The sequence below is a fragment of the Sphingomonas sp. GW821-FHT03E12 genome (assembly GCF_059420685.1).
In genome coordinates this window covers 601,636-625,926 of the sequence record NZ_JBWKUF010000001.1, presented here as the reverse complement: position 1 = coordinate 625,926, position 24,291 = coordinate 601,636, and the positions used below count along the sequence as shown (strand labels likewise).

General features: G+C 65.5%; 32 protein-coding genes. 14 read left to right on the top strand and 18 right to left on the bottom strand.

The genetic code is table 11. From position 1 onward, the window contains the following. Window positions 1-5: 5 nt before the first annotated feature. Window positions 6-329, bottom strand: a complete 324-nt coding sequence (locus tag AC07TU_RS02985; RefSeq protein WP_495186422.1) for an antibiotic biosynthesis monooxygenase family protein — start codon at window positions 327-329, stop codon at window positions 6-8. 132 nt (window positions 330-461) lie between these two features. Here AC07TU_RS02985 and AC07TU_RS02980 point away from each other — a divergent pair, with 132 nt between their 5' ends. The 3 genes from AC07TU_RS02980 to AC07TU_RS02970 all read left to right on the top strand — a co-directional run bounded on the left by AC07TU_RS02980 (window position 462) and on the right by AC07TU_RS02970 (window position 3,716). Next, complete coding sequence (locus tag AC07TU_RS02980) at window positions 462-1,085, top strand: class I SAM-dependent methyltransferase (RefSeq protein ID WP_495186421.1); 624 nt, start codon at window positions 462-464, stop codon at window positions 1,083-1,085. A 31-nt stretch (window positions 1,086-1,116) separates the two neighbouring features. Further along, window positions 1,117-1,527: a peptide-methionine (R)-S-oxide reductase MsrB gene (msrB, locus tag AC07TU_RS02975; protein WP_495186420.1), complete on the top strand. Its 411-nt coding sequence runs from the start codon at window positions 1,117-1,119 to the stop codon at window positions 1,525-1,527. 74 nt (window positions 1,528-1,601) lie between these two features. Then, window positions 1,602-3,716 (top strand): transglycosylase domain-containing protein, encoded by a 2,115-nt coding sequence (locus tag AC07TU_RS02970; protein ID WP_495186419.1) that lies wholly within the window; start codon window positions 1,602-1,604, stop codon window positions 3,714-3,716. Here AC07TU_RS02970 and AC07TU_RS02965 read toward each other — a convergent pair. Genes AC07TU_RS02965 through AC07TU_RS02955 form a run of 3 tightly spaced genes read right to left on the bottom strand, consistent with a single transcriptional unit; the run spans window position 3,692 to window position 5,381 of the window. Next, window positions 3,692-4,366, bottom strand: a complete 675-nt coding sequence (locus tag AC07TU_RS02965) for a M48 family metallopeptidase (protein ID WP_495186418.1) — start codon at window positions 4,364-4,366, stop codon at window positions 3,692-3,694. The two genes, AC07TU_RS02970 and AC07TU_RS02965, sit on opposite strands and share 25 nt — an antisense overlap. After that, on the bottom strand, window positions 4,363-4,800 hold the full coding sequence (locus AC07TU_RS02960; RefSeq protein ID WP_495186884.1) for a YcgN family cysteine cluster protein: 438 nt from the start codon (window positions 4,798-4,800) through the stop codon (window positions 4,363-4,365). The genes AC07TU_RS02965 and AC07TU_RS02960 overlap by 4 nt, the downstream gene beginning before the upstream one ends. Next, window positions 4,788-5,381, bottom strand: coding sequence for an SCO family protein (locus AC07TU_RS02955; protein WP_495186417.1), 594 nt, complete (start codon window positions 5,379-5,381; stop codon window positions 4,788-4,790). The genes AC07TU_RS02960 and AC07TU_RS02955 overlap by 13 nt, the downstream gene beginning before the upstream one ends. A 71-nt stretch (window positions 5,382-5,452) precedes the next feature. Here AC07TU_RS02955 and AC07TU_RS02950 point away from each other — a divergent pair, with 71 nt between their 5' ends. Next, window positions 5,453-6,052, top strand: a complete 600-nt coding sequence (locus AC07TU_RS02950) for an ankyrin repeat domain-containing protein (protein WP_495186416.1) — start codon at window positions 5,453-5,455, stop codon at window positions 6,050-6,052. A gap of 8 nt (window positions 6,053-6,060) precedes the next feature. Here the strand turns inward: AC07TU_RS02950 and AC07TU_RS02945 are convergent, their stop codons facing one another. The 11 genes from AC07TU_RS02945 to AC07TU_RS02895 form a co-directional block, all read right to left on the bottom strand. After that, window positions 6,061-6,567, bottom strand: a complete 507-nt coding sequence (locus tag AC07TU_RS02945) for an MmcB family DNA repair protein (protein WP_495186415.1) — start codon at window positions 6,565-6,567, stop codon at window positions 6,061-6,063. A gap of 59 nt (window positions 6,568-6,626) precedes the next feature. Next, the gene (locus AC07TU_RS02940) at window positions 6,627-7,286 is read right to left on the bottom strand and encodes a cell wall hydrolase (RefSeq protein ID WP_495186414.1); all 660 of its coding nucleotides are present in this window, start codon (window positions 7,284-7,286) and stop codon (window positions 6,627-6,629) included. A 162-nt stretch (window positions 7,287-7,448) separates the two neighbouring features. Beyond that, window positions 7,449-7,787, bottom strand: a complete 339-nt coding sequence (locus tag AC07TU_RS02935) for a DUF1491 family protein (protein WP_495186413.1) — start codon at window positions 7,785-7,787, stop codon at window positions 7,449-7,451. After that, window positions 7,787-8,248 (bottom strand): PaaI family thioesterase, encoded by a 462-nt coding sequence (locus AC07TU_RS02930; RefSeq protein ID WP_495186412.1) that lies wholly within the window; start codon window positions 8,246-8,248, stop codon window positions 7,787-7,789. The genes AC07TU_RS02935 and AC07TU_RS02930 overlap by 1 nt, the downstream gene beginning before the upstream one ends. Then, window positions 8,232-8,702, bottom strand: a complete 471-nt coding sequence (gene ptsN, locus AC07TU_RS02925; protein ID WP_495186411.1) for a PTS IIA-like nitrogen regulatory protein PtsN — start codon at window positions 8,700-8,702, stop codon at window positions 8,232-8,234. The genes AC07TU_RS02930 and ptsN overlap by 17 nt, the downstream gene beginning before the upstream one ends. A gap of 10 nt (window positions 8,703-8,712) precedes the next feature. Then, complete coding sequence (gene hpf, locus AC07TU_RS02920; protein WP_495186410.1) at window positions 8,713-9,291, bottom strand: ribosome hibernation-promoting factor, HPF/YfiA family; 579 nt, start codon at window positions 9,289-9,291, stop codon at window positions 8,713-8,715. 49 nt (window positions 9,292-9,340) lie between these two features. Then, window positions 9,341-10,033 (bottom strand): DNA polymerase III subunit epsilon, encoded by a 693-nt coding sequence (gene dnaQ / locus AC07TU_RS02915; RefSeq protein WP_495186409.1) that lies wholly within the window; start codon window positions 10,031-10,033, stop codon window positions 9,341-9,343. Window positions 10,034-10,040: 7 nt separating this feature from the next. Continuing rightward, window positions 10,041-10,634 carry a dephospho-CoA kinase gene (gene coaE, locus AC07TU_RS02910; RefSeq protein WP_495186408.1) on the bottom strand — a complete coding sequence of 198 codons (594 nt, stop codon included), beginning with the start codon at window positions 10,632-10,634 and terminating at the stop codon, window positions 10,041-10,043. 10 nt (window positions 10,635-10,644) lie between these two features. Further along, window positions 10,645-11,457 (bottom strand): shikimate dehydrogenase family protein, encoded by an 813-nt coding sequence (locus AC07TU_RS02905; RefSeq protein WP_495186407.1) that lies wholly within the window; start codon window positions 11,455-11,457, stop codon window positions 10,645-10,647. Next, window positions 11,454-12,041, bottom strand: coding sequence for a Maf family protein (locus AC07TU_RS02900; RefSeq protein WP_495186406.1), 588 nt, complete (start codon window positions 12,039-12,041; stop codon window positions 11,454-11,456). The genes AC07TU_RS02905 and AC07TU_RS02900 overlap by 4 nt, the downstream gene beginning before the upstream one ends. Next, entirely contained in the window at window positions 12,038-12,865 is an 828-nt protein-coding gene (locus AC07TU_RS02895; protein WP_495186405.1) for a pyruvate, water dikinase regulatory protein, read from the bottom strand. Before AC07TU_RS02895 ends, AC07TU_RS02900 begins: the two co-directional genes overlap by 4 nt. A gap of 324 nt (window positions 12,866-13,189) precedes the next feature. Between AC07TU_RS02895 and hemE the strand changes: the two genes are divergently transcribed. The 4 genes from hemE to AC07TU_RS02875 all read left to right on the top strand — a co-directional run bounded on the left by hemE (window position 13,190) and on the right by AC07TU_RS02875 (window position 16,796). Next, complete coding sequence (hemE, locus tag AC07TU_RS02890; protein ID WP_495186404.1) at window positions 13,190-14,218, top strand: uroporphyrinogen decarboxylase; 1,029 nt, start codon at window positions 13,190-13,192, stop codon at window positions 14,216-14,218. A 13-nt stretch (window positions 14,219-14,231) separates the two neighbouring features. Further along, entirely contained in the window at window positions 14,232-14,687 is a 456-nt protein-coding gene (locus AC07TU_RS02885) for a CopD family protein (RefSeq protein ID WP_495186403.1), read from the top strand. Between the two features lie 150 nt (window positions 14,688-14,837). Next, the gene (gene rho / locus AC07TU_RS02880) at window positions 14,838-16,094 is read left to right on the top strand and encodes a transcription termination factor Rho (RefSeq protein ID WP_066578138.1); all 1,257 of its coding nucleotides are present in this window, start codon (window positions 14,838-14,840) and stop codon (window positions 16,092-16,094) included. Between the two features lie 24 nt (window positions 16,095-16,118). Further along, window positions 16,119-16,796, top strand: a complete 678-nt coding sequence (locus tag AC07TU_RS02875; protein ID WP_495186402.1) for a TerC family protein — start codon at window positions 16,119-16,121, stop codon at window positions 16,794-16,796. A gap of 59 nt (window positions 16,797-16,855) precedes the next feature. On the opposite strand, the gene AC07TU_RS02870 is transcribed toward AC07TU_RS02875, so the two are convergent. Further along, complete coding sequence (locus AC07TU_RS02870) at window positions 16,856-17,548, bottom strand: dienelactone hydrolase family protein (protein WP_495186401.1); 693 nt, start codon at window positions 17,546-17,548, stop codon at window positions 16,856-16,858. 12 nt (window positions 17,549-17,560) lie between these two features. Next, window positions 17,561-18,061 carry a methylated-DNA--[protein]-cysteine S-methyltransferase gene (locus AC07TU_RS02865; protein ID WP_495186400.1) on the bottom strand — a complete coding sequence of 167 codons (501 nt, stop codon included), beginning with the start codon at window positions 18,059-18,061 and terminating at the stop codon, window positions 17,561-17,563. Between the two features lie 14 nt (window positions 18,062-18,075). Here AC07TU_RS02865 and AC07TU_RS02860 point away from each other — a divergent pair, with 14 nt between their 5' ends. From AC07TU_RS02860 to AC07TU_RS02835, 6 genes are read left to right on the top strand one after another with little or no spacing between them, the layout of a single operon-like run. Continuing rightward, window positions 18,076-18,315: a DUF6489 family protein gene (locus tag AC07TU_RS02860; RefSeq protein ID WP_495186399.1), complete on the top strand. Its 240-nt coding sequence runs from the start codon at window positions 18,076-18,078 to the stop codon at window positions 18,313-18,315. Continuing rightward, window positions 18,312-19,598: a tRNA uridine-5-carboxymethylaminomethyl(34) synthesis GTPase MnmE gene (gene mnmE, locus AC07TU_RS02855; protein WP_495186398.1), complete on the top strand. Its 1,287-nt coding sequence runs from the start codon at window positions 18,312-18,314 to the stop codon at window positions 19,596-19,598. Before AC07TU_RS02860 ends, mnmE begins: the two co-directional genes overlap by 4 nt. 55 nt (window positions 19,599-19,653) lie before the next feature. Then, the gene (gene mnmG, locus AC07TU_RS02850; RefSeq protein WP_495186397.1) at window positions 19,654-21,489 is read left to right on the top strand and encodes a tRNA uridine-5-carboxymethylaminomethyl(34) synthesis enzyme MnmG; all 1,836 of its coding nucleotides are present in this window, start codon (window positions 19,654-19,656) and stop codon (window positions 21,487-21,489) included. Further along, window positions 21,486-22,094 carry a 16S rRNA (guanine(527)-N(7))-methyltransferase RsmG gene (gene rsmG / locus AC07TU_RS02845; protein ID WP_495186396.1) on the top strand — a complete coding sequence of 203 codons (609 nt, stop codon included), beginning with the start codon at window positions 21,486-21,488 and terminating at the stop codon, window positions 22,092-22,094. The genes mnmG and rsmG overlap by 4 nt, the downstream gene beginning before the upstream one ends. Next, window positions 22,091-22,870 (top strand): ParA family protein, encoded by a 780-nt coding sequence (locus AC07TU_RS02840; RefSeq protein WP_495186395.1) that lies wholly within the window; start codon window positions 22,091-22,093, stop codon window positions 22,868-22,870. The genes rsmG and AC07TU_RS02840 overlap by 4 nt, the downstream gene beginning before the upstream one ends. Beyond that, window positions 22,867-23,793 carry a ParB/RepB/Spo0J family partition protein gene (locus AC07TU_RS02835; protein ID WP_495186394.1) on the top strand — a complete coding sequence of 309 codons (927 nt, stop codon included), beginning with the start codon at window positions 22,867-22,869 and terminating at the stop codon, window positions 23,791-23,793. Before AC07TU_RS02840 ends, AC07TU_RS02835 begins: the two co-directional genes overlap by 4 nt. Window positions 23,794-23,837: 44 nt before the next feature. On the opposite strand, the gene AC07TU_RS02830 is transcribed toward AC07TU_RS02835, so the two are convergent. Further along, on the bottom strand, window positions 23,838-24,230 hold the full coding sequence (locus AC07TU_RS02830) for a DUF3224 domain-containing protein (protein ID WP_495186393.1): 393 nt from the start codon (window positions 24,228-24,230) through the stop codon (window positions 23,838-23,840). Between the last annotated feature and the right edge of the window lie 61 nt (window positions 24,231-24,291).

Here is a 24,291-nt window from a genome sequence, read left to right as displayed (position 1 = left end):
CGCGCTCATCCCCGCGACCAGCGATAGCCGCGTTCGACGCGCGTCACCTCGAGCGTATACCAGTCGTACCAGCGCGCGCGGCCGAGATCGCGGATCCGCGCATGTTCGTCATTGTCGCGCCACGCCTTGGCGCTCGCGTCATCGTCCCAGTAGCTGACGGTAATACCGAGTCCGCCCGCATCGCGGACGCTGTCGACCCCGGCATAGCCGGGCTGCGCCGCGGCAAGTGCCGCCATCGCCTCGGCCGCTTGTGCATAGCCTTCGGCATCCTCGTCCGTGCGCTGCGAGACGAAGATCACGGCAACCTGACCCTGGCGTGCGTGCTCCATGGGTTGCTGGATGAAACGTTTAGGCAGCGCACGCAACCGCTGCGACGAGAAGAACGTTAAGAAGCACAGGTACCTGATGACAGGGGTGTGGCAACTGTCCTACAGGAACGTGACACCGACAGAGGGAAGTTGATGAACGGATCGACCACGATTGCCCGCGCGAAACGCAAAGCTTCGCGTCCCCTCTCGCCGCAAGCGCTCTTTCTTCAGGGCTTCTTCAAGCATCCAGCGATGGTCGCGTCGATCATCCCGTCATCGCGCAAGCTGATCCGCAAGATGCTGGGGCGCGTGGATTGGGAGAACACCAAGGTGTTCGTCGAATATGGTCCCGGCGTCGGCACCTTTTGCCGCGCGGTACTCGACCGGCTGGGTCCCGACGCGAAATATATCGTGATCGACACCAACCCCGATTTCGTCGCCTATCTGCGCCAGTCGATCGTCGATCCGCGCTTCTCCGCGATCCATGGCTCGGCTGAGGACGTGAACGCGATCGTCGCCGATCATGGCGCGGAGCATGCCGATTACGTGCTCTCCGGCCTTCCCTTCTCGACCCTGCCGGCGGGCGTGGGCGACCGGATCGCGGCGGCGACGCAGAAGGTGCTGCGCCCCGACGGGTTGTTCCTAGTCTATCAGTTCAATCCCAATGTTCGCAATTTCCTGACCCCGCACTTCGCGCGCATCGATCATGAGATGGAATGGTGGAATGTGCCGCCCGCACAGCTCTGGTGGGCGTACAAGGACGAAGCCGCCGATTGACGGCGGCCCCCCGGCGCATCACATCGGGGACATGGATCAGCTCAATCTTTCCGAATCGGAGTGGCGCCAGCGGCTCACCCCGGCGCAATTCCATGTGCTGCGCGAAGCGGGAACCGAACGCGCCTTTTCGGGTCATTTCACCGACAACAAGGCCGACGGCATCTATCGCTGCGCCGGGTGCCAGCTCGAGCTGTTCGACAGCGACGACAAATATGATTCGGGATCGGGCTGGCCGAGCTTCACGCGGCCCGTCGCGCCCGGCCATGTCAGCGAGCATGGCGACCAGAGCCACGGCATGGTGCGCACCGAGGTCCGCTGCGCGCGGTGCGACGGGCATCAGGGACATGTCTTCCCCGACGGCCCGCCGCCGACGGGACTCCGCTACTGCATCAACTCGGTTGCGCTGGAATTTCGGCCGCGCGGCGAGGGCGATGACGCCTGAATTCGATGCGCCCGGCCGGCCCATGCACCCGCTTGTGAGCCGCGCGGTTCGCCGGTAGGTTCGCGCCACTTCCGATGCCCAAGAAATCCCCCGCCCGCCCCGGCAAGTTTCGCCGCATCCTGAAATGGGTGCTGATCGGCGGCGTGACGCTCGCGCTCGCCGGCCTCATCGCGCTGACCATCGCGGTCTATACCGCGCGCGCCTCGCTTCCCAGCTTCGAGGAACTCAAATCCTCGCCCAACGGGCAGATGATCCGCGTCCATGCCGCGGACGGCACGGTGATCGCGTCGCTGGGCCCCAGCTATGGCGAGTGGATCGAATATTCGAAGATCCCCGCGCCGATGCGCGACGCGATGGTCTCGATCGAGGATCGGCGCTTCCGCTCGCACTGGGGCGTCGATCCGGTAGCGCTGGTGCGCATCACCAAATTCGCGTTCGACCATCGCGGCACCGACCGCCGCCTGCAAGGCGCATCGACCATCACCCAGCAGGTCGCGCGCACCATCTTCCTGTCGAACAAGTACGATGTCGGCCGCAAGCTGCGTGAGATGGTGCTGGCGCTCGCGCTGGAGCGCAAGTTCACCAAGGATCAGATCCTCGAACTCTATCTGAACAAGGTCTATTTCGGCGGCGGCGCATACGGCATCGACGCCGCGTCGCGCACCTTCTTCGGTCACCCTGCGACCAATCTGACCCTGTCCGAGGCCGCCGTCGTCGCGGGGCTGGTCAAGGCGCCGTCGCGCTATTCGCCCACCGCCGACGCCGAAGCTGCGATCGGCCGCGCGAGCGTGGTGCTCGACGTGATGGTCGAGACCGGCGCGCTCACCCGTGCGCAGGCCGATGCCGCACGCCCGGCCGAGGTCAAGCTCGCCGCGGCGCCCAAGCAGAACAGCGTGCGCTATTTCACCGACTGGGCCCTGCCCCAGCTCGAGGTGCTGATCGACGAGACCGAAGCGCCGCTCGATGTATGGACAACGATCGACCTACGCATGCAGAATGCGGCGACCCAGGCCATCCAGGCGAATACGCCAGCCGGCGCTCAGGGCGCGCTGGTCAGCCTTGACCGGGACGGCGCGGTGCGCGCGATGGTCGGCGGGCGCGACTATGTGTCGTCGATCTACAACCGCGCGACCCAGGCGACGCGCCAGCCGGGTTCGGCGTTCAAGCTGTTCGTCTATCTTGCGGCGCTCGAGGCCGGGCACAAGCCAGACGACCAGGTCGTCGACGAAGCCGTGACGATCGGCGGATGGAGCCCGCGCAACAATTCCGGCCGCTTCTCGGGCGAGATGTCGCTGCGCTCGGCCTTTGCCTATTCGATCAACACCGTCGCCGCCAAGCTGGGCCAGGAAGTCGGCTTCGGCACCGTCGCCGACATGGCGCGCCGCTTCGGCATCACCACGCCGGTCAACACCCAGCCCGCTATGGTGCTGGGCACCAGCAATGTGCGGCTGATCGACATGACCCGCGCCTATGCATCTGTCGCGAACAAGGGCGTCGGCGTAACCCCCTATGCGATCACCCGCGTCACCGCGAACGGCGCGGTGATCTATCAGCACGAAGTCGACACCTCGCGCGTACTGGTCGCCCCCTATGTCGCAGCGCAGATGACCGACCTGATGCAGACCGCGGTCGCCACCGGCAGCGGCAAGGCCGCGCAGATTGGCCGCCCCGTGGCCGGTAAGACTGGTACCACCACCTCGAACAAGGATGGCTGGTTCCTCGGTTTCTCCTCAGGCCTCACCACCGGCGTCTGGATGGGCCGCGACGACGCCAAGCGTGTCGGCGGGCTGCAGGGCGGCGCGGCACCGGCGCGCGCCTTCGCCGCCTTCATGCGCCCCGCGGTCGCTGGCCGGCCGGTGGAGGAATTCGAGACCGAGGTGACGCTGCCCGAATGGCAGATCGAGCCCGACGACGAATCCTACGGCGCACCGGACAACGCCATTTTCGTCGACGAGGACGGCAATCCGGTCCCGCGTGACCAGGCGAATCCCGATGCGACGCAGGCTCCCCCGCCCGAGGATGACGGAACGATCGATCAGGACTGGCTCGACCGCATGACCGGGCGCGGCCAACGCGATGCGCCGCCGCCGCGCCGCGAACCCGTCGATCGGGCGCCATCGCGCGACTCAGGACGCGATAACGTGCGAGACTCGGGCCGCCCGCTTCAGGAATCGCGGCCGAACGAGTGAAGCCGCATCGCGTTGGCGCGCAGCCAGGCGCGCTCTCGCACGGGATCCTTGCCGTAGATCTGCCGGACCACCGCATGGAAGGCCGGGCTGTGGTTCATATGGACGCGGTGCGCGACCTCGTGCGCGACGGTGGCGCGGCGCACCGCCGGCGGCGCCAGGATCAGCCGCCAGCTATAGCGAATCACCCCCGATGACGCACAGCTGCCCCAGCGCCCCGACGGATCGCCGATCGCGACGCGCGCGACGGTGACATCCGCCAGTGCCGCATATTCGGCGGTTTCGCTGCTGAGCGTATCGAGCGCGATCTTGCGCAACCAGCGCTCGATACGGCGTTCATAGCCTTCGCGCGGACCGCCCGCGATCAGCTGACCGTCATCCAGCACGGGGGTGCGTGGAAAACCGCTGTCCCAGCCGAGGCCGACTTCTTCGCCCAGATAGAGGATCGTCGCGCCCGGCACGAAGGGCACCGGGGCGGTGCGGCGTTCGAGCGCGCGCGCAATCCATTCATGCTGCTGCTGCGCCCAGCGCATCGCCTCTCCCACCGGCGCGCGCGGCGGAAGTGTGAGGCGAACCTGACCTGTAGCGTTGTCGACCGAGAGCTTCATCCGCCGCGCACGCGGATGGCGGACGACTTCGATCGGATGGGTCACAACAGCCTGTCGACCATATGATGCTCGAGATCCCCGGCGACGTCCTCCGAGATCGTCCAGCCGCGCACCGATTCGCCAGCGGCATGCACCGCCTCGCGATCGCCGCTTACCAGATAATGCCAGCTGGGCAGCGGCTCGTCATTCGCGCGCAGGCGATAGGCACAGGTGCGCGGAAGCCAGACGATGTCGTCGACATTGTTGGCGGTGAGCCGCACGCACTCGGCGACATAGGCATGACGGTGCTTGTAGTCGCTGCAAAATCCGGTCTGGCGATCGAGCAGGCGGCAGGCGACGTTGGTCGCATACAGATCGCCCGTATCCTCGTCCTCGATCTTGTGCAGGCAGCATTTGCCGCAACCATCGCACAACGCCTCCCATTGCGCGCGGTCGAGGGTGGAGAGCGGCTGCTCCCAGAAGGGCTTTACCCGATCCAGCGCTCGATCTCCGCGACGATCGCCTGCGGGTTCTGATCCTGCGGCAGCAAGGCGATCGGTTCGCCCTTGGGACCCATCAGATAGGCCTGGCGGCCATGATCCATCAGATAGCCGCTCGGCGTCTCGCGCTTGGCATAGGGCACGCGATAGACCTTCGCCGCGGCATCGACCTGCGCCGGGGTACCGGTCAGGCCGATCATGCGGGGATAGAAGGCGGCGGCGAATTCCTTGACCACCTTGGGCGTGTCGCGCGCGGGATCGATCGTGACGAAGACCGGCACGATCTGCGCCGCCAGCTTGGGATTGCTCTTGTCGAGCAGCTTCATCGCGCCGCCGATATTCTGGACGTCGACGGGACACACATCGGGGCAGAAGGTGTAGCCGAAGTACATGATCCGGTACTTGCCGGCGAAATCGCTGTCCTTCACCGTCTTGCCGTCCCCATTCACCAGCGTGAACGGACCGCCGATCGATGCACCGGCGAGGGGCGCGTCGGCAAGCGACTTGCTGCCGGACGTGCCTCCGCCGCATCCGGCGAGCGCGAAAGCAAGGGCAAAGGCGGGGAGAAGCAACCTGTTCATGGCGCCGCCCGCAATGATCTGATACGGGGCAGGTTGCAAGGTTTCCCAGTCATCAGGGGCATCGTCCGATCATGTCTTTCCGTCCGTCCCGGCCTGTTTTCGCCGCGGCGCTGCTCGCGCTGGCGCTTCCGGTGGCCGCTCAGCAGTTTTCCGACAGCTATAATTTCCTCAAGGCCGTTCGCGACCAGGACGGCAACAAGGTGACCGAGTTCCTCAATCAGCCCGGTCAGACGATCGTCAATGCCAAGGACGACAAGGGCGAAGCGGCGATCCACATCGTGTCCAAACGCCGCGACTATACGTATCTGAACTTCATTCTGGGACGCGGCGGCAATATCAACCTGCCGGACGGCGGCGGCAATACCGCGCTGATGTTCGCGGTCGAAGCGGCCTGGCCCGAAGGCGTGACGCTGCTCCTGTCGAAACGCGCGAACGTCAATCAGGCGAACAACGGCGGCGAAACGCCGCTGATCCGCGCCGTCCAGCGCCGCGACAGCGACATGGTCCGCACCCTGCTCGACGCCAAGGCCGACCCCGACCAGCGCGACCGGCTGGCCGGCATGAATGCGCGCGACTATGCGGCGCGGGACACGCGTTCTCCGGTGATCGCGCAACTGCTCAAGGATGCCCCTGCGGTGCAGAAGCGCGCGGTTTCGGGACCGAGCTTCTAGAACGCAGCTCAGCCGACCCCCTCAGCATCGGGATCGGTCAGCGCGATTACCCGCCGCGCAGCGCGGCGGGCAAAGGCGAGGGTGCATTTGCGCCGGGTCGCACTGGCCAGCGGTACCGTCTTCGCCTCGCGCAGGATCGCGGCATCATAGCGATCGGCGACGATGATGCCGGCACGCTCGGGCAGGAAACCCGGCGTTTCGAGCGGCGTGAGGTCAAACCCCGCCGGCACTGCCCAGAAGAAACGGTCGCAATGGGCGAGATAATCGGTCCATTTGCCGTCGCCCATCAGATCGGTGCGCGACACCTTCACCTCGACGATCACCACTTCGCCGCGCGCATTGAGCGCCATCAGATCAGCGCGGCGACCATCGCCGAGCGGCACTTCAGCCATCGCCACGCAATCGTGCCGCAGCAGCATGCGGCAAACGCCGCGCGTTACCTCGGCAGTGAGCTGGGCGGCGCCGGGAGGCAGCGATTCCGGATGCGACTCGGCAACGGGGATGGTGGAAGCCATCCCCGTTGCCTAGAACATTTGACGAACGAACGGAACCCTCGAGGCTCCGCGCGCCGCGGTCAGCGATAGAAGATGTGGTTGCCGACGCTGCCGACGCGTGCGCGGCGCCAGCCGGGCGAGACGTGGCGGGCGTGGAAATAGAGCGCGTTCGAGACCTTGCTGTCCCACATGTCGCCGCGCGCAACCTTGGCGACCGCGAGCGCGGTCTTCCATGCGCGCGCGCCCTCGGGCGGCTGCGGCAGCTGACCGCCGCGAACGAAGGAGAACTGGCCGCGCTGCTTGAGCACGCCGCACACGTTGCGCGGGAAACGGCCCGATTCAGTACGGTTGATGATCACTTCTGCCACCGCGAGCTGGCCCTCGAGCGGCTCGCCCTTCGATTCATAATAGACGCCGATGGCGAGGCAGTTGAGCTCTTCGTCATCGATGGCAAGCGGCTGCGCGGCGACCGCGGCGGCGAGCGACGTATAGTCGGCATCGTCACCGTCATCGGTGGCGAGCGTCTGGACCACAGCGTTGGCGGGAGCGGCCGGCGCGTCGATTTCAAGATCGGCAAGCGCTTCGGCCATGGTCGGAACCTGTTGCGGTTCCGGCGTGTTATTGCTGGCAGGCTGCGCGGTTTCGGCTTGCCGGGCCACACCCGGAGCGGTCGCGCCGATGCCTGCGGCAAAGGCAAGTGTCACAGCCGCGATAATCGCGGCGCGAGCGGAAAAGGACATTCAACTTCGACAATATGCGGTTGGCGCGCGATCCGGCCCGTTTCCTTGCTATAAACAAAGGACCGGTCGGGCTTTCCCCCCGACTGCGTAACCGGCGGCTTCACACCCCGACGGCACAACGCTCTTAAACGTGCGCGCTCTTGGCCCGATGGTTACGGAGTGTCAACCAGTTGTGAGTGTTTCAGCGGCGAACCGTTCCGCCTCCGCGATATCCAGTTCGACCACCCACAGATCGGAATCGCGGCTCCGGCGCCGCTGCCAATAGTCCGAAACGGCGGTTTCGTCAGCAAGTTCGGCCGGACCGGCACGTACCAGCGCTGCCCTTCCGTCGGGACCGATCCCGCGTTCGAAGAAGCCGGGATTCCCGCCGCGATCGAGGGTCAGGACCAGGATCGCACCGGCCTCCATATCCCCCTTTGCCAGAACCATCGCACTGCCGCCCGCCGCATTGACCCGCCGGACAAGCGCGTTGACGAGCAGGCCCGCGGCGAGCCGCGCCATCAGGCCCGGTAGCCGGGAAGGCCCGCGAGCGGGATGCGCGATTTCATGAAGGTGCCGGTGCCACGCGCCGCTTCCTCGCCATCGGCATCGATCAGCCGCGCTTCGGCGACGAACACGCGGCGCTGCCCGCTGACCCAGCGCCCTTCGGCAATCACCGGCCCCGGCCCCAGGGGGCGGGTGAAGAGCAGGTTGAACGCGGTGGTGAGCAGGAACCGGTCCGTGACCAGGCTGTTGCAGGCATAGAAGGCGGCATCGTCCAGCATCTTGAAATAGCTGGTGCCGTGCGCCGCCCCGCCGGCGTGGAAATGCCGCTCGTCGATCGTGAAATGGATCCGCGCCTGCCCTGCGGCGGGGATCTCGAGCCGTGAATCGAACAGCTGGTTGATCGGTGCCGCCGCATAGAGGGATTCAAGCGCGCGATAATGCGCGTCGGCCCCGACCGGTTCAGGCGGCTGCGTCACGCGATTCCGTCCCCGCAAGCAACGCATAGAGCGCGTCGGCCGACCCGGCCCCGCGCAGCTTGGCGGTGAAGGCGCGATCGCGCAGCCGCCGCGAGACCCGCGCCAGCGCCTTCAGATGCTCGCCGCCGGCATCGGGGGGCGAGAGCAGGGCGAAGACCAGATCGACCGGCAGATCATCGACCGAGGCGAAATCGAGCGGCTTGTCGAGCCGGATGAACAGACCGCGCACGCCCGGAAGCCCCGCGATCTTGCCATGCGGAATCGCGATACCGCCGCCAAAGCCGGTCGAGCCGAGCTTCTCGCGCGCGGCAAGCCGCTCGGTCACCTCGGCTGCGTCGAGACCATAGGCCTTGGCCGCGGCCTCGCCGAGCAGCGCGAAGAGTTTCTTCTTGCTGCCCGCCGGGGTTCCCGAGCGCACGGCTTCGGGTTTCAACAGATCGATCAGGTCGTTCATCGTGCGGTCGTCAGGCAGCCCGGTTAGGTTCGACCCAGCCGATCGTACCGTCCGCACGGCGATAGACCATGTTGTAGCTGCCGGTACCGCTATTCTTGAACAGCAGCGCGTTGGTGTTGCGCAGATCGAGCATCATCACCGCATCGGAGACGCTTGCATCGGGCACGTCGACCCGGGTCTCGGCGATCACCGGCGGCGCATCGACGACATCCTCCTCTTCCTCGTCGATCTGGAAGACGGTGTAGCCCGCGTCATAGGCCGCATCGAGCGCCGCCTGCGCGTGGCCGTTGTTCCGGTCCTTGAGGCGGCGCGTATAGCGGCGCAGCTGCTTCTCGATCTTGTCGGCGGCGCCGTCAAAGGCAAGATGCGCTTCCGGCGCTGCATGCGACCCCTTGAGCACCAGACCCTGCATCACATGCGCAACGATGTCGCAGGTGAAGCCATAGTCATGCGGTCCTTTGCCGAAGGTCGCCTGAGCCGAAATTGCGCGGGAGAAATATTTGTCGGCGATACCCTGGAGCCGGTCTTCCACGTGCTGCCGGATGGCTTTGCCCGTATCGACCCGATGACCCGAAACCCGGATATCCATATCTTCCTCCGTCAATATGAGGAGCAGCTAGGAACGCACGCGGCGGCCGTCAACCGGACGCCGGCTTGCCCCAGAGCGGTTCCTCGAACCCGGCCATGAACGCCGAATGGCGGGCCAGTTCCTCATCGCTCGGCACAAAAACCCGTGCCGGGCGCGCGTTGCTTTTCACCGCGGCGGCCTCCACCCGCTCGCTTGCCGCTGCAGCCTCGACCGCGAGGCCCAGCGTGATCTGCCGGCCGCCGGTCAGCTCGATAAACACCTGCGCCAGCAGCTGCGCGTCGAGCAGCGCGCCATGCAGCTCGCGCGCAGAAAGATCGATGCCGTAGCGCACGCACAGCGCATCGAGCGTGTGCTTGGCACCGGGATGCTTCGCGCGCGCCATGGTCAGCGTATCGACGATCCGTTCCACCTGGAGCAACGGCCGCCCGCAGGCACCCAGCTCGCCATTGATGAAGCCGAAGTCGAACATCGCATTGTGCGCGATCAGTGGGCAATCGCCCAGAAACTCGATCAGCTCGTCGCAAATCTCGGGGAAGCGCTGCTTGTCGGCGAGGAACGCTTCGGACAGGCCGTGCACCGCGAACGCCTCGACCGGCATATCGCGGTCCGGATTGAGGTAGCGGTGGAAGCTGCGGCCGGTCGGCACGCGATTGACCAGCTCGACACAGCCGATCTCCACCAGCCGGTGCCCTGCGTTGAAGCTGAGGCCGGTGGTTTCGGTATCGAACACGATTTCCCGCATGAGCTGACTATCGGCCTTCCGCGTCCGCTAGGCAAGCGATGACCGCGCGAACCGCGGCGCGCGTCGCGTCCAGCGTACCGCCGGTGGGGATCACGAAATCGGCGCGCTCGCGCTTTTCGGCATCGGGCATCTGCTTGGCGAGAATCGACTCGAAGCGCGCCTCGGTCATCCCGGGCCGCGCGAGCACCCGCGCGCGCTGCACCTGGGCGGGTGCGGAAACCACAGCAATCTTATCGACTTGCTGCCAGCCGCCCGCCTCGAACAGCAACGGGATGTCGAGCACGACCAGCGGCTGCGTGCGATTCGATTCGAGAAACAGCCCGCGTTCGTGCGCGACTACAGGGTGGACGATCAGCTCAAGCCGCTTGAGCGCATCGGGGTTACCAAAGACGGCCTTGCCCAAAAGCGCCCGGTCTACACCCGATTCGCCGGTCGTGCCGGGAAAGGCCGACTCGATCTCCTGCAACAGTCGTCCGCCCGGTCCCTGCAGCCTGTGGACCTCGGCATCCGCGTCGAACACCGGCACGCCTTCGTCGGCGAACATCGCCGCGACGGTCGACTTGCCCATGCCGATCGATCCGGTGAGGCCCAATATGATCATCGGCGTATGCTCATGCGGTGAGCAGCGCCCGCAGCTCGGCATCATACTCGCGCGGCGGCGCCTTGCCGAAGAACAGCTCGAAGGCGAGCGCCGCCTGGCCGATCAGCATCTCGAGCCCGTCGACCGTCTCCAGATCGCGCGCGCGCGCCGCCGCGAGCAAGCCGGTCTCGAGCGGGGCGTAGACTGCGTCATAGACCACCGCATCGTCGGGCAGGTTGCCGAGATCGAGGTCGAGCGGCGGCTGCCCGGTCATGCCCAGCGAGCTGGCATTGACCAGCAGCGCCACCGGCGGGATCGGCGCGTTCAGTGCGATCACATCGCCCTTCAACCCGAAGGTCGCGAGCAGCCCCATCGCCTTCAGGGGCGAGCGGTTGAGGATCGTCACATGCCCGACCCCGGCACGCGCCAGCGCAAACAGGATCGCGCGCGCCGCCCCGCCCGCGCCGACCACTGCGACCGGTGCGCCCTCCAGGTCGAACTCGGCGAGCGGCGCATAGAATCCCGCAGCATCGGTGTTGGTGCCGATCAGCGAACCGTCCGCGCTGCGGAACACCGTGTTGATCGCGCCGATCGTGTCGCGCACCCCGCCGGGATCGGGGACATGATCGAGCGACGCGATCTTGTGCGGCGCGGTGATGTTGCAGCCGCGCCAGTCGGGGTCGTCGCGGCGCGAGGCGAAGAAGTCCGCAAGGCCTTCGGGGGTGACATGCGTCTTGCGATACGACGCGGACAGCCCGAGCCTGTCGAGCCAGAAACCGTGGATCAGCGGTGACTTGGACTGAGCGATCGGATCGCCGATCACCTCGGCATAGACATTGGTCATGACGTCAGCACGCCCCTTGTACGCAGATAATCGAGAATGTTGAGCAGGGGCATGCCGAGAATCGTGTACTGGCTTCCCTCCATCCGGGAGAAGAGCTGCACCCCCGGCCCTTCGACGCGGTAGCAGCCGACGCACCCCGAGATCGCCGGCCATTCGGCATCGAGATACTCGGCGATGAACGCATCGGAGAGCGGCCGCACCAACAGGCGCGCGCGATCGACATGGCGCCAGACCGGGCGGCCGTTTTCGGCGATCACCGCGGCGCTGTAGAGGTCGTGACGCTTGCCCGAGAGCAGTTTGAGGTGCCGCTCGGCATCGGCGCGGTCGACCGGCTTGTCGAGCAACGTGCCGTCCTCGACTGCCACAACCGAATCGCAGCCGAGCACCAATGTGCCGGGCACGCGCTGGCTCACCTTGAGCGCCTTCAGCTCGGCGAGCGCGTCGGCCAAGTCGCGCGGCGCAACTCCGGCGAGCCCAGCCTTGGCCGCATCCTCGTCGACATGCGCGGCGAGCGCCTCGTGCGGCACGCCGGCGGCGGTCAGCATCGCGCGGCGCGATGCGCTGGTGGAAGCGAGCACGATCATTCGGCGCGGGTCCCGGACCCGGCTTCGCGCTCGTTGCACAGGGTGATGATCGCCGCCGCGGTTTCCTCGATCGACCGGCGGGTGACATCGATCACCGGCCAGCCATTATCGGCGAACATGCGCCGGGCATAGGCAACCTCGCGCTGCACCGCCTCATGCTCCACATAAGAGGTCTCGTCCTGCTGGTTGAGCGAGAGCAGGCGATTGCGCCGCACCTGGATCAGCCGCTCGGGGCTGGTGGTGAGGCCGACGACCATCGGGTGGCGCAGCGTGAACAGGGTCGAGGGCGGCGGGGATTCAGGGACGATCGGAATGTTCGCCACCTTGTACCCGCGATTGGCGAGATAGATCGACGTCGGCGTCTTCGAGGTGCGCGAGACGCCGGCGAGCACGATGTCGGCTTCCTCCCAATTTTCCCAGTTCACCCCGTCGTCGTGCGCGATGGTGAACTGGATCGCGTCGACGCGCGCGAAATAGGCGGCGTCGAGCGTATGCTGCCGCCCCGGGCGCGCCTTCATCTCCTGTCCCAACATGCTCGACAGCGCGTGGTTGACCGGATCGAGCGGCGCCACCGCCGGAAGACCGATCGCACGGCACCGCGTCTCGAGCGTGCGGCGAATCTCCGGATTGACCAAAGTGAAGATCACCAGCCCCGGATTCTGCGCAATCTCGCCCAGGATACGTTCGAGATGGGTTTCGCTGCGCACCATCGGCCAGAAATGGCGGAGCACTTCGACGTCATCGAACTGCGCCAGTGCGGCCTTGGCGATATTCTCCAGCGTCTCGCCGGTGGAATCGGAGAGCAAATGAAGGTGCAGACGCATCAGCTGGACAGATCTGTGGAAAACATGCGGAAAATCGCTAGCGCAACGACAAGGGCACGCCAAGCGGCCCGATCGATCCACGATCAGGGCAACTCATCCACAACGCGTTCCACATGGGTCCGGATGCACGCACAGCCTGTGGATGATGTGGACGGTATCCGCGACTCCGCAGCGAATCGCGGGCGATTCCAGCGTCAATCTGTTGGCAGAATGGGCATGAACGCCTAAGCCCCGGCATCCACGCGCCAACTAACAACAACATCCTTCTTAGAATCTTTTCTTCTTTTAGAAGATGGAACGAGCGGTCCTGTGAATTCGAACCCTTTGCCCTCAAAGTCCCTGCTCGAAGTGCTTTCCGGAAAGCGCGTCGATGCCCCGCCGATGTGGCTCATGCGTCAGGCCGGGCGATACCTTCCCGAATATCGCGCGCTACGGGCGGAAAAGGGTGGATTCCTCGAGCTGGTCAATGACAGCGAGGCGGCGGCCGAGGTCACGCTTCAGCCGATCCGGCGCTTCGGCTTCGACGGGGCGATCCTCTTTTCCGACATCCTCGTCGTTCCGCATGCGCTGGGTCAGGATCTGTGGTTCGAAACGGGCGAAGGACCGCGCCTTGCACCCCGACTGGTCGATCATGCGCTGGAAAGCCTCACAGCGGCCCCTGAGCGGCTGAATCCGGTGTATGAGACCGTCCGGCGGGTTGCAGCCGCATTGCCACCCCAAACCGCGTTCCTGGGCTTCGCAGGCAGTCCCTGGACCAATGCGACCTATATGGTCGCGGGACAGGGCAGCCGCGACCAGAGCGAGACGCGGCGCATGGCCTATGCCGATCCGGGCGCGTTCGGGGCGATCATCGATGCGATCGTCGCGATGTCGATCGACTATCTGGCGAAGCAGGTCGAAGCGGGTGTCGAGGCGGTGCAGCTGTTCGACAGCTGGGCAGGTTCACTCTCGCCGGCACAGTTCGAGCGTTGGGTAATCGCGCCCAACGCGGCGATCGTCGCGGGTCTGCGTGCGCGCTGTCCGCAGGTGAAGATCATCGGCTTCCCCAAGGGCGCGGGGGGCAAACTGGCCGCTTATGCGCGCGAGACAGGCGTGGATGCGATCGGGCTGGACGAGACGGTCGATCCTGTCTGGGCGCATCGCGAACTGCCCGCCGGGCTGCCGGTCCAGGGCAATCTCGATCCGCTGGCGCTGATCGCCGGTGGAGCGGAGCTGGAGGCGGCGGCGCGGCGGGTGCTTGATGCGCTGTCCGATCGCCCCCATATCTTCAATCTCGGGCACGGTATCCAGCAGGACACGCCAATCGCCCATGTCGAACAGCTGGTCGGCATCGTTCGGGGGACAGCCAAGTGACCGGATTGAACCTGTGACCGGATTTCTGGGCGCCGCCTACCTCTGGGTCAAAGCCGCGCACATCATCTTCGTCATCTTCTGGATGGCCGGGCTGTTCATCCTGCCGCGCTATCTGGTGCATCATCAGGAGACGCTGGGCGATCCGGTGCAGGCCAAGGCCTGGGCGGATCGCGAGGCGAAGCTGCGCCGGATGATCCTGACCCCCTCGATCGGCGTGGTCTGGGTGCTCGGCATTGCGCTGGCGATCAATCTCGGCCTGTTCGAGGGCGGCGCGGGGCTGGGCTGGCTGCATGCCAAGCTGCTCCTCGTCCTGCTGCTGTCGGGCTATCATGGCTGGGCCGTGGGCTATTCGAAGCGGCTTGCGGCGGGGCAGGGAAGCCTCACGTCCCGCCAGCTGCGGATGATCAACGAGATCCCCGCGATCTTCGTCGCGCTGATCGTTGTTCTTGCCGTGGTTCGCCCCTTCTGACCGCTTGACTTGAATCAAGCCCGAACCTAATCGCGCAACTGTTGCGTCGCCCTTCCGGCGGCCGCGGCATCCTTCCTTTTTCCTCAAGCCATCGCAGCGCGTCTCAACGCCCGGAAACCCTCCCAGCGATCGCCACACGGACTCCCCCAGATGCATCTCAAAGATCTCAAGAAAACCCCCCCCGCCGAGCTGGTGACGATGGCCGAGGAGCTCGGCGTCGAAAGCGCCTCGACGCTCCGCAAGCAGGATCTGATGTTCGCGATCCTCAAGGCTCAGGCCGAGAATGGCGAGCAGATCATGGGCGAGGGCACGATCGAAGTGCTCCAGGACGGCTTCGGCTTCCTGCGCAGCCCCCAGGCGAACTACCTCGCCGGCCCCGACGACATCTATGTCTCGCCCAACCAGGTCCGCAAGTTCGGCCTGCGCACCGGCGACACGGTCGAAGGCGAGATCCGCGCGCCCAAGGATGGCGAGCGCTATTTCGCTCTGACCAAGCTGGTCAGCGTCAATTTCGACGATCCCGATGCGGTGCGTCATCGCGTCAATTTCGACAATCTGACGCCGCTCTATCCCGAGCAGAAGCTGACGCTCGACCCCGCCGATCCCACCGTGAAGGACAAGTCGGCGCGCGTGATCGACATCGTCTCGCCGCAGGGCAAGGGCCAGCGTACGCTGATCGTCGCGCCGCCGCGCGTCGGCAAGACGGTGATGCTCCAGAACATCGCCAAGGCGATCACCGACAACCACCCCGAAGTCTTCTTGCTCGTCCTCCTCATCGACGAGCGGCCCGAGGAAGTCACCGACATGCAGCGTTCGGTGAAGGGCGAGGTCGTTTCCTCAACCTTTGACGAGCCCGCAACCCGTCACGTCCAGGTCGCCGAAATGGTGATCGAGAAGGCCAAGCGCCTGGTCGAGCACAAGAAGGATGTCGTCATCCTGCTCGACTCGATCACCCGCCTCGGCCGCGCCTACAACACTGTCGTCCCGTCATCGGGCAAGGTGCTGACCGGCGGTGTCGATGCCAATGCGCTCCAGCGTCCCAAGCGTTTCTTCGGCGCCGCGCGCAACATCGAGGAAGGCGGTTCGCTCTCGATCATCGCCACCGCGCTGATCGACACTGGCAGCCGCATGGACGAGGTCATCTTCGAAGAGTTCAAGGGCACCGGCAACTCGGAAATCGTCCTCGACCGCAAGGTTGCAGACAAGCGCATCTTCCCGGCGCTCGATGTTGGCAAGTCCGGCACGCGCAAGGAGGAGCTGCTGGTCGAGAAGGGCACGCTCAGCAAGATGTGGGTGCTGCGCCGTATCCTCATGCAGATGGGCACCATCGATGCGATGGAGTTCCTGCTCGACAAGATGAAGGATTCGAAGACCAACGAAGACTTCTTCGATTCGATGAACCAGTAAGCGGCTTTGGGGGTTTAGCAGGGCATGTCGGAACTCTGGGGGCATATCGTCCACGACTTCGCCGGATTGTTCGCGGGCAGCGCCAGCGCATGGTTCGCCTTCGGTCAGGTGATCCTGATCGATATCGTGCTGGCCGGCGACAATGCGATCGTCATCGGTGCGCTGGCGGCGGGCTTGCCTGCGGATCAGCGCAAGAAGGTGATCCTGATCGGCATCATCGCCGCGCTGGTGCTGCGCATCGGCTTTGCGCTGGTGGTAACGCAGTTGATGGCGGTGATCGGCCTCGTCTTCGCGGGTGGTGTGCTGCTGCTCTGGGTGGCGTGGAAGATGTATCGCGAGATCGTCGCCGGCGGCCACAATCCCGGATCGCCCGAGATCGAAGGCGACGAGCATTCTGGCGTCAAGCCTGCCAAGAGCTTTGCGGGCGCCGCCTGGGCGGTTGCGGTGGCCGACGTGTCGATGAGCCTCGACAACGTCCTGGCGGTGGCGGGCGCGGCACGCGCGCATCCGGGCATCCTGATGGTCGGTCTGGTCATCGCGGTTGCGCTGATGGGTGTCGCAGCGAACATCATCGCCAAATATATCGAGCGGTATCGCTGGATCGCCTGGGTCGGTCTGCTGGTGATCCTCTATGTCGCCGGATCGATGATCTACAACGGGGTCATCGACAAGGACATCGGGATCCTGCAGCTCTTCCAGTAAGCTGCTGATCCTGAACGAAAATGGGGCGGCGTCCATAGCGGGTGCCGCCCCTTTCCGTTTCAGCCGATATGCTCGGCGAAAAAGGCTTCGGTCCGGCTGTCGGCGAGTTGGGCGGCGGCTTCCGAGCGGCGATTGCCCATCTCGGTCGCGAAGCCATGATCCTCGCCCGGATAGTCAAACAGGGTCACACGCGGGTGATCGTCGAGCCCTTCGTGCATCTTGGCCTGGACTGCGGGGGGCACGAATCCGTCATCGCCGGCGATATGCAGCATCAGCGGTCTCGCGATGGCGTGCTTCTCACCCAGCAGCCCGTCCACGCCGACCGCGTAATAGCCGACGCTGGCGTCGCTGTCGGTGCGCGCGGCGGTCATATAGGCGAGGCGGCCGCCGAGGCAGTAGCCGGTGACGCCGACCTTGCCGCCGGTTGCCGCGCGCGCGGCGCGGATCGTCGCCTCGATATCCTCGATGCCTTTGTCCTGGTCGAACTTGCCGAACAGGTCGAGCCCGCGCTGGAATTGGTCGGGCACGTCGGGATCAAGCTGAATGCCCGGATCGAGCCGCCAGAACAGGTCAGGGGCGAAGGCGACATAGCCCTTGGACGCCCAATGGTCGCATTTGCGGCGGATGCCTTCGTTTACGCCGAATACCTCCTGGATCACGACGATCGCACCGCGCGGTGACTCTTCAGGATCGGCGCGATAGGCGGCGAAATCGCCGCTGCCATCGAGGCTGTGGATCGTGGTCGTCGCCATGTGTGTCTCCTGTCAGAGGTGGCGCTGCTCGTGATCGAGCAGCCATTGCTTGGTCGCCGGGCCATCACCCGACGAATAGGATCCCAGTGCCCCGCCCGCGCCGAGAACGCGATGGCAGGGAACGACAATCGGGAACGGATTGCGCGCGCAGAGTTGACCAATCGCACGTGGACCGGAATCGAGCCGGCGGGCGAGTTCGCCATAGCTCGCGGTTTCACCATAGCCCAAGGCGATCAGGCCTGCGCGCAGCGCGCGTCCGCGTGAAGAAGCAATCGATCGCAACGGCAGATCGAAGGCCTTGAGATCGCCTGCGAAATAGGAGTCGATCTGATCTGCGGCGTTGCGGATTATGGCGGCTTCACCGCGTCGCAGATCGCCTTCCACGCCCAGATCGATACGGATCAGCGTTTCGCCGTCGCCTTCGATGCGGACCGGGCCGATGGGCGTTGCGATCAGGGCATGGTCGCGCGCATACATGGGCATAGCGTAGGGCAGGGCAAGCGTCCGGCTCAAGCGGAGAAGAGCCTATGAAGATCAATGTCGAGATCGATTGCACGCCTGAGGAAGCCCGGCGGACGATGGGTCTGCCCGATTTCACGCCTGTCCATGAGCACTACATCAAGATGCTGCTCGATTCGATGGACAAGGGCATGGTGAACCCCGAGATGATCGAGACGATGATGAAGGGCTGGATGCCGATGGGCGAGGCCGGGATGAATTTCTGGCGCGGCATGTTCGACATGGGCAAGCGCAGCGGCGGCGAGTGACCGACACGATCTTTGCGCTCTCCAGCGGGCAGCCGCCCGCGGCGATCGGCGTGATCCGGATTTCGGGACCGCGAGCGTTCGAGACTGTGAAGGCGCTTGCGGGGGAACTGCCCCCGCCGCGCCGCGCATCGTTGCGAACCTTATGCACCGGCGAGACGCATCTGGATCGTGCGCTGGTGCTGATCTTTCCGGGTCCTGAGACTGCGACCGGCGAGGATCTGGCCGAGCTTCACCTCCACGGTGGTCGCGCGGTGGTGCGTGCGGTCGAGGCGGCACTGACGGACATGCCGGGACTGCGCGGCGCCGAGGCGGGGGAGTTCACCCGCCGGGCCCTGACGAATGGCCGGATCGATCTGACCGAGGCGGAAGGTCTCGCCGATCTGCTTGCGGCGGAGACCGAGGTCCAGCGGCGTACGGCGTTGCGTGTGGCGGAAGGCGGAGTCCGTCAGCGGATCGAAGGCTGGGCGACGCGAACACTGCAATTCTCCGCTGCGGTTGAAGCGTTACTGGATCATGCCGATGAGGATGACGTTGAAGAATCCGGAATGATCGATCGGGTTCGCGACGGAGCCTGCGCACTCGCTGAGGAGATCGATGCGGTACTAAGCGAGCCCGGGGTCGAGCGGTTGCGCGATGGTATCCGGGTCGTGCTGGCCGGGCCGCCCAATGCCGGCAAGTCGACCTTGCTCAACGCGCTGGCGGAGCGTGAGGCGGCGATCGTCTCCCCGCTTGCCGGTACGACGCGCGACCGGATCGAAGCCCCGGTGATGCGCGAGGGGGTGGCTTATCTGCTCACCGACACCGCCGGGCTGCACGATGCGCCGTCGGACATGGTTGAAGAGATCGGCATTGCGCGCGCGCAGGAAGCACTCGATCAGGCGGATCTGGTCCTCTGGCTCGATGATGCCCCGCCGCCGATATTGGATGCAGCACATATTCTGGTCCATGCGCGTGCCGACGAACCTGGCCGTGAGATGGTGCCGGCGGGCCGGCTGGGGGTGTCCGCGCGGACCGGAAATGATGTTGCGGCGCTTTGGCAACTTATCGCTGTGAAGGCGCAACCATTGCTGCCGGCAGGGGATGCGGTGCCGCTCAATCGGCGTCAGCGCGACCTGGCGGGACTGGCTTCGGCGGCGCTGCGCAGCGCAGGGGCGGGGATCGATCCGCTGCTGGTGGCAGAAGATCTGCGCCATGCATTGCGTGCATTCGACCGGATCACTGGTGCTGCGGACGTCGAATCAATGCTCGACACGTTGTTCGGGCGCTTCTGCATCGGCAAATGATGTTCCACGTGGAACGCTTTTGACCGCAGCGCCGCGGGGCGCTATTTCGGCGGCCATGCGGACATGGGATGTGATCGTGATCGGCGGCGGACACGCCGGCACCGAAGCGGCAGCTGCGGCTGCGCGCTGCGGCGCTCGCGCCGCGCTCGTCACCTTTGATCCTGCCACGCTGGGGGCAATGTCGTGCAACCCGGCGATCGGCGGGTTGGGCAAGGGGCATCTGGTGCGTGAGGTCGATGCGCTTGATGGCCTGATCGGCCGCGCCGCCGACCAGGCGGCAATCCACTACCGCCTGCTCAACCGCTCCAAGGGACCGGCCGTGCAGGGACCGCGCGTCCAGGCGGACCGCAAGCGCTATGCTGCTGCAATCCAGACGATGCTCGCTGCCCAATCCGGTCTCGACATCGTTGAAGGCGAGGCGGTGGGCCTGCTGGTCGAGCAGGGACGGGTAGCGGGTATTCAGCTCAGCGACGGCGAGACGCTGCGGTGCGCGGCGGTGGTCATTGCCAGCGGCACCTTTCTGGGTGGACGCATCTTCCGGGGCGAGGAACGTGAGACCGGAGGACGCGTCGGCGAACGCGCTGCGACGGCATTGGGCGTCCAGCTGCGCGAGCTCGCACTGCCGATCACGCGTCTGAAGACCGGGACGCCACCGCGTCTGGACGGCCGCACCATCGACTGGGGCGCGCTTGACGAGCAGCCATCCGACGTCGAGCCGTGGCGGATGTCGCCACTGACCGCGACACCTCGGCTGCCCCAACTCGCTTGCGCGATCACTCGCACGACCCAGGAAACCCACGACATCATCCGCGGTGGGCTCGACCGTTCGCCGCTGTTCAGCGGTGCGATCGAGGCTGGCGGGCCACGCTATTGCCCGTCGATCGAGGACAAGATCTTCCGCTTCGGCGACCGTGACGGGCATCAGATCTTCCTCGAGCCGGAGGGGCTGGATACGGACCTGGTCTATCCAAACGGCCTTTCAACGTCGCTGCCGACGGATGTGCAAGCGGCGATGATCGCGTCGATCCCCGGCCTGGCGCGCGCGCTGATCGTCACGCCGGGCTATGCGGTCGAGTATGACCATGTCGATCCGCGCGCGCTGGACGCCTCGCTCGAAAGCCGCGATGTGCCGGGACTGTTCTGCGCAGGGCAGATCAATGGCACCACCGGCTACGAGGAAGCGGCAGCGCAGGGGCTGGTTGCCGGGATCAACGCTGCAGCGCTGGCACTCGGCCGACCACCGATGATCCTGCCGCGCGAACTCAGCTATATCGGGGTGATGATCGACGATCTGACACTGCAGGGCGTGACAGAGCCCTATCGCATGCTGACCGCCCGTGCCGAGTATCGCCTGCGTCTCCGTGCCGACAATGCCGAGACCCGGCTGGGCGCGATCGGGGAAGCGGCGGGTTGTATCGGCGAGGACCGTCGGGCGCATCAGGAGCGCCGTCGGAAGGCGCGGGCGGCACTCGACGAGCGTTTTGCCGAGCCCCGTACCGCGCATGAGCTCGGCCGCGCGGGCGCGCCGGTTTCGCAGGACGGCGCCCGGCGCAGCGCATTCGAATGGCTGCGCTTTTCGGGCGTTACCATCGGACATCTCGGGATCGATGCTGGCGGGTGTGATCCTGATCTCCTGGCTGAGTTGATCGAGGATGCACGCTATGCACCCTATCTCGAGCGGCAGGCGGCCGAGCAGGAGGCGATGGCACGTTCGGATGCCACGCCGATTGCGGCGGCACTGGACTATGCCGTGATCCCGGGCCTGTCGAACGAGATGGTCGAGCGGTTGTCGCTGGCGCGCCCGGCGACGGTCGGGGATGCCGCGCGGGTTCGGGGCATCACCCCGGCGGCGCTCACCGCCATCATGCTCCATGTCCGGCGCGCCGCATGACCGAGGATGAAGCCAGGGACTGGATCCGTGAGCGCTACGGTGTTTCACGTGAAACAAGGCTTGCGGCATTTGTGAATCTGCTGCGCGAGGAAGCTGTGAAGCAGAATCTGGTCGCGCCATCGACGCTCGATCAGATCTGGGCACGGCACATCGTCGATTCGGCGCAGTTGCTGGTGCATGCCCCCGGCGATGGGGTCTGGCTCGACATCGGCAGCGGGGCGGGGCTGCCCGGCCTGGTGGTCGCATTGCTCCGTGACGCGCCGGTCGAGCTGGTCGAGCCGCGCAAGCTGCGCACCGATTTCCTTATGCGTGCTGCAGCCGAACTGGGTCTCGACGCTGTCGCAGTCCACACCGCCAAGATCGAACGAACCCGCGGTCCGGTGGCGGTAATCTCCGCCCGTGCAGTGGCGCAACTGACCGATCTGTTCCGGATTGCAGCGCATCGATCCACGTCTTCCACAGTCTGGGTGCTGCCAAAGGGCAGGAATGCGCAATCGGAGGTGGAAGAGGCGCGCCGCAAATGGCATGGTTCGTTCCACGTGGAACCGAGCATCACGGCTCCCGATTCACTCATCGTCGTCGCCAAGGGGGTCCGCCCGAGATGATCTGCATCGCCATCGCGAACCAGAAGGGTGGGGTAGGCAAGACCACGAGCGCGATCAACGTCGGCACCGCGCTTGCCGCGACCGGGCAGCGCGTGCTGCTGCTCGATCTCGACCCGCAGGGCAATTGCTCGACCGGCCTTGGCATCGGCCGTGCGGATCGCGAGCGCTCGACCTATGACCTGCTCGTCGGCGACGTGACGCTCCAGGAGGTCGCCATCAGCACCAAGGTGCCGGGCCTCGATATCGTCCCCGCCACGGTCGATCTGTCCGGCGCGGAGATCGAGCTGATCGAGTTCGACGCGCGTACCCATCGGCTCGACAACGCGATCGATCGCAGCGAGCAGCGCTGGGATGTGATCCTGATCGATTGCCCGCCGTCGCTTGGCCTGCTCACGATCAATGCGATGGTGGCATCCGATGCGCTGCTGGTGCCGCTCCAGTGCGAGTTCTTTGCGCTGGAAGGACTGAGCCAGCTGCTCAGCACGGTCGAGCGGATTCGCAGCCGGTTCAATCCGGGCCTGTCGATCCTCGGTGTCGTGCTGACGATGTACGACCGGCGCAACCGCCTGACCGATCAGGTCGCGGACGATGTGCGCGCGGTGCTCGGCGGCGTGGTGTTCGACACGGTGATTCCGCGCAACGTCCGCCTCTCCGAAGCGCCGAGCCACGGCATGCCGGCGCTGATCTACGATTATCGCTGCGCCGGCTCTGAAGCCTATATCGCGCTTGCGCGTGAGGTGATCGACCGACTGCCCAGGCTGAGGAAAGCCGCATGACCGACGAAACCACGCCCTCCTCTTCCGTCACCCCGCTGCGCAAGGCGCCACGTCCGCATCTCGGCCGTGGACTCAGCGCGCTGCTCGGTGATGCCGAGCGCGAGGAGCCGGTTCGTCCTGGTTCCGAACATTCGCCGGGCGTCCGGATGTTGCCGGTCAGCTCGCTCGCGCCGCACCCGGAGCAGCCGCGGCGTCACTTCGACGAGGACGCGCTTGAGGAGCTGGCCAAGTCGATCGCGGCACGCGGGCTGATCCAGCCGATCGTCGTGCGTCCGCACGGCAAGGAGTATCAGATCGTTGCCGGCGAGCGCCGCTGGCGCGCGGCACAGCGGGTGCGGCTGCACGAGGTTCCGGTGATCGTCCGCGACCTCGACGAAGCCGAGACGCTCGAGATCGCGATCATCGAGAATATCCAGCGCGAAGAGCTGAACGCGATCGAGGAAGCGGAGGCCTATGCCAAGCTGATCGGGCAGTTCGGCCATACGCAGGAAGTGCTGGCGAAGATCGTCCACAAGTCGCGCAGCCATATCGCCAACCTGCTGCGCCTGCTCGATCTGCCCACGAGCGTGCGCGAGCGCGTGGTCGAGGGCACGCTGACCATGGGCCATGCCCGTGCGCTGATCGGTGCGCCCGATCCGGAGAAGCTAGCACGGATCGTCGTCGAGCGTGACCTGTCGGTGCGCGAGACCGAGAAGCTGGCGCGCGAGGCCAAGCCGCGCGCGGCGGGGAAGGGGACCAATGCAGGTTTTTCCGATCTCGGTGCGAATGCCGATATCGCCGCGCTCGAGCGACAGCTTGGCGATGTGCTCGGGCTCAATGTGAAGATCAGCTATGGCGACAAGGGCGGGGCGATGACGCTGGCCTATTCGACGCTCGACCAGCTCGACATGATCTGCCAGCGGCTTACGGGCGAGAAAATCTAACCGTTTCAGGATATTGAGTAGTCAGCCGGCGTCGTTCACCGGGTTCAATCGCCGGGCAAGTGATAGTCTAGCGCGTAATGATGCACGCCGTCCTCGATCGTCAGATGGTAGACGCCGGAAATTCCCTCCAGCGCACCTGCTCCGGACCCGGGCACGATCGTGATCGAAAGCTCGTGCTTGCCGGCATCCATGATACCGCGATGAACCACGGTAAAGGCGCCATCACGGCCATCAAGATTTCCGTGAATTCGCTCCATTGCGACATAGGCCCCGGACTGCACTATCATCATCGCGAGCATCTCGCCCTCGCCTGATCCCTGCAGATCACCGGTATAGTGTTTCTCGATGAGCATGCGGCCCGGTGCATCCGGTGCGGCATCCGGCCGCGATTCGGCCGGGGTCATCTTGATCTGAAAAGTCCCTGCAGCACGATGCATCGCTATCTCCATCAGCAGTTTGCGATCTTGCAACGAACAAATAGGGAACAAGCGGCGTGGC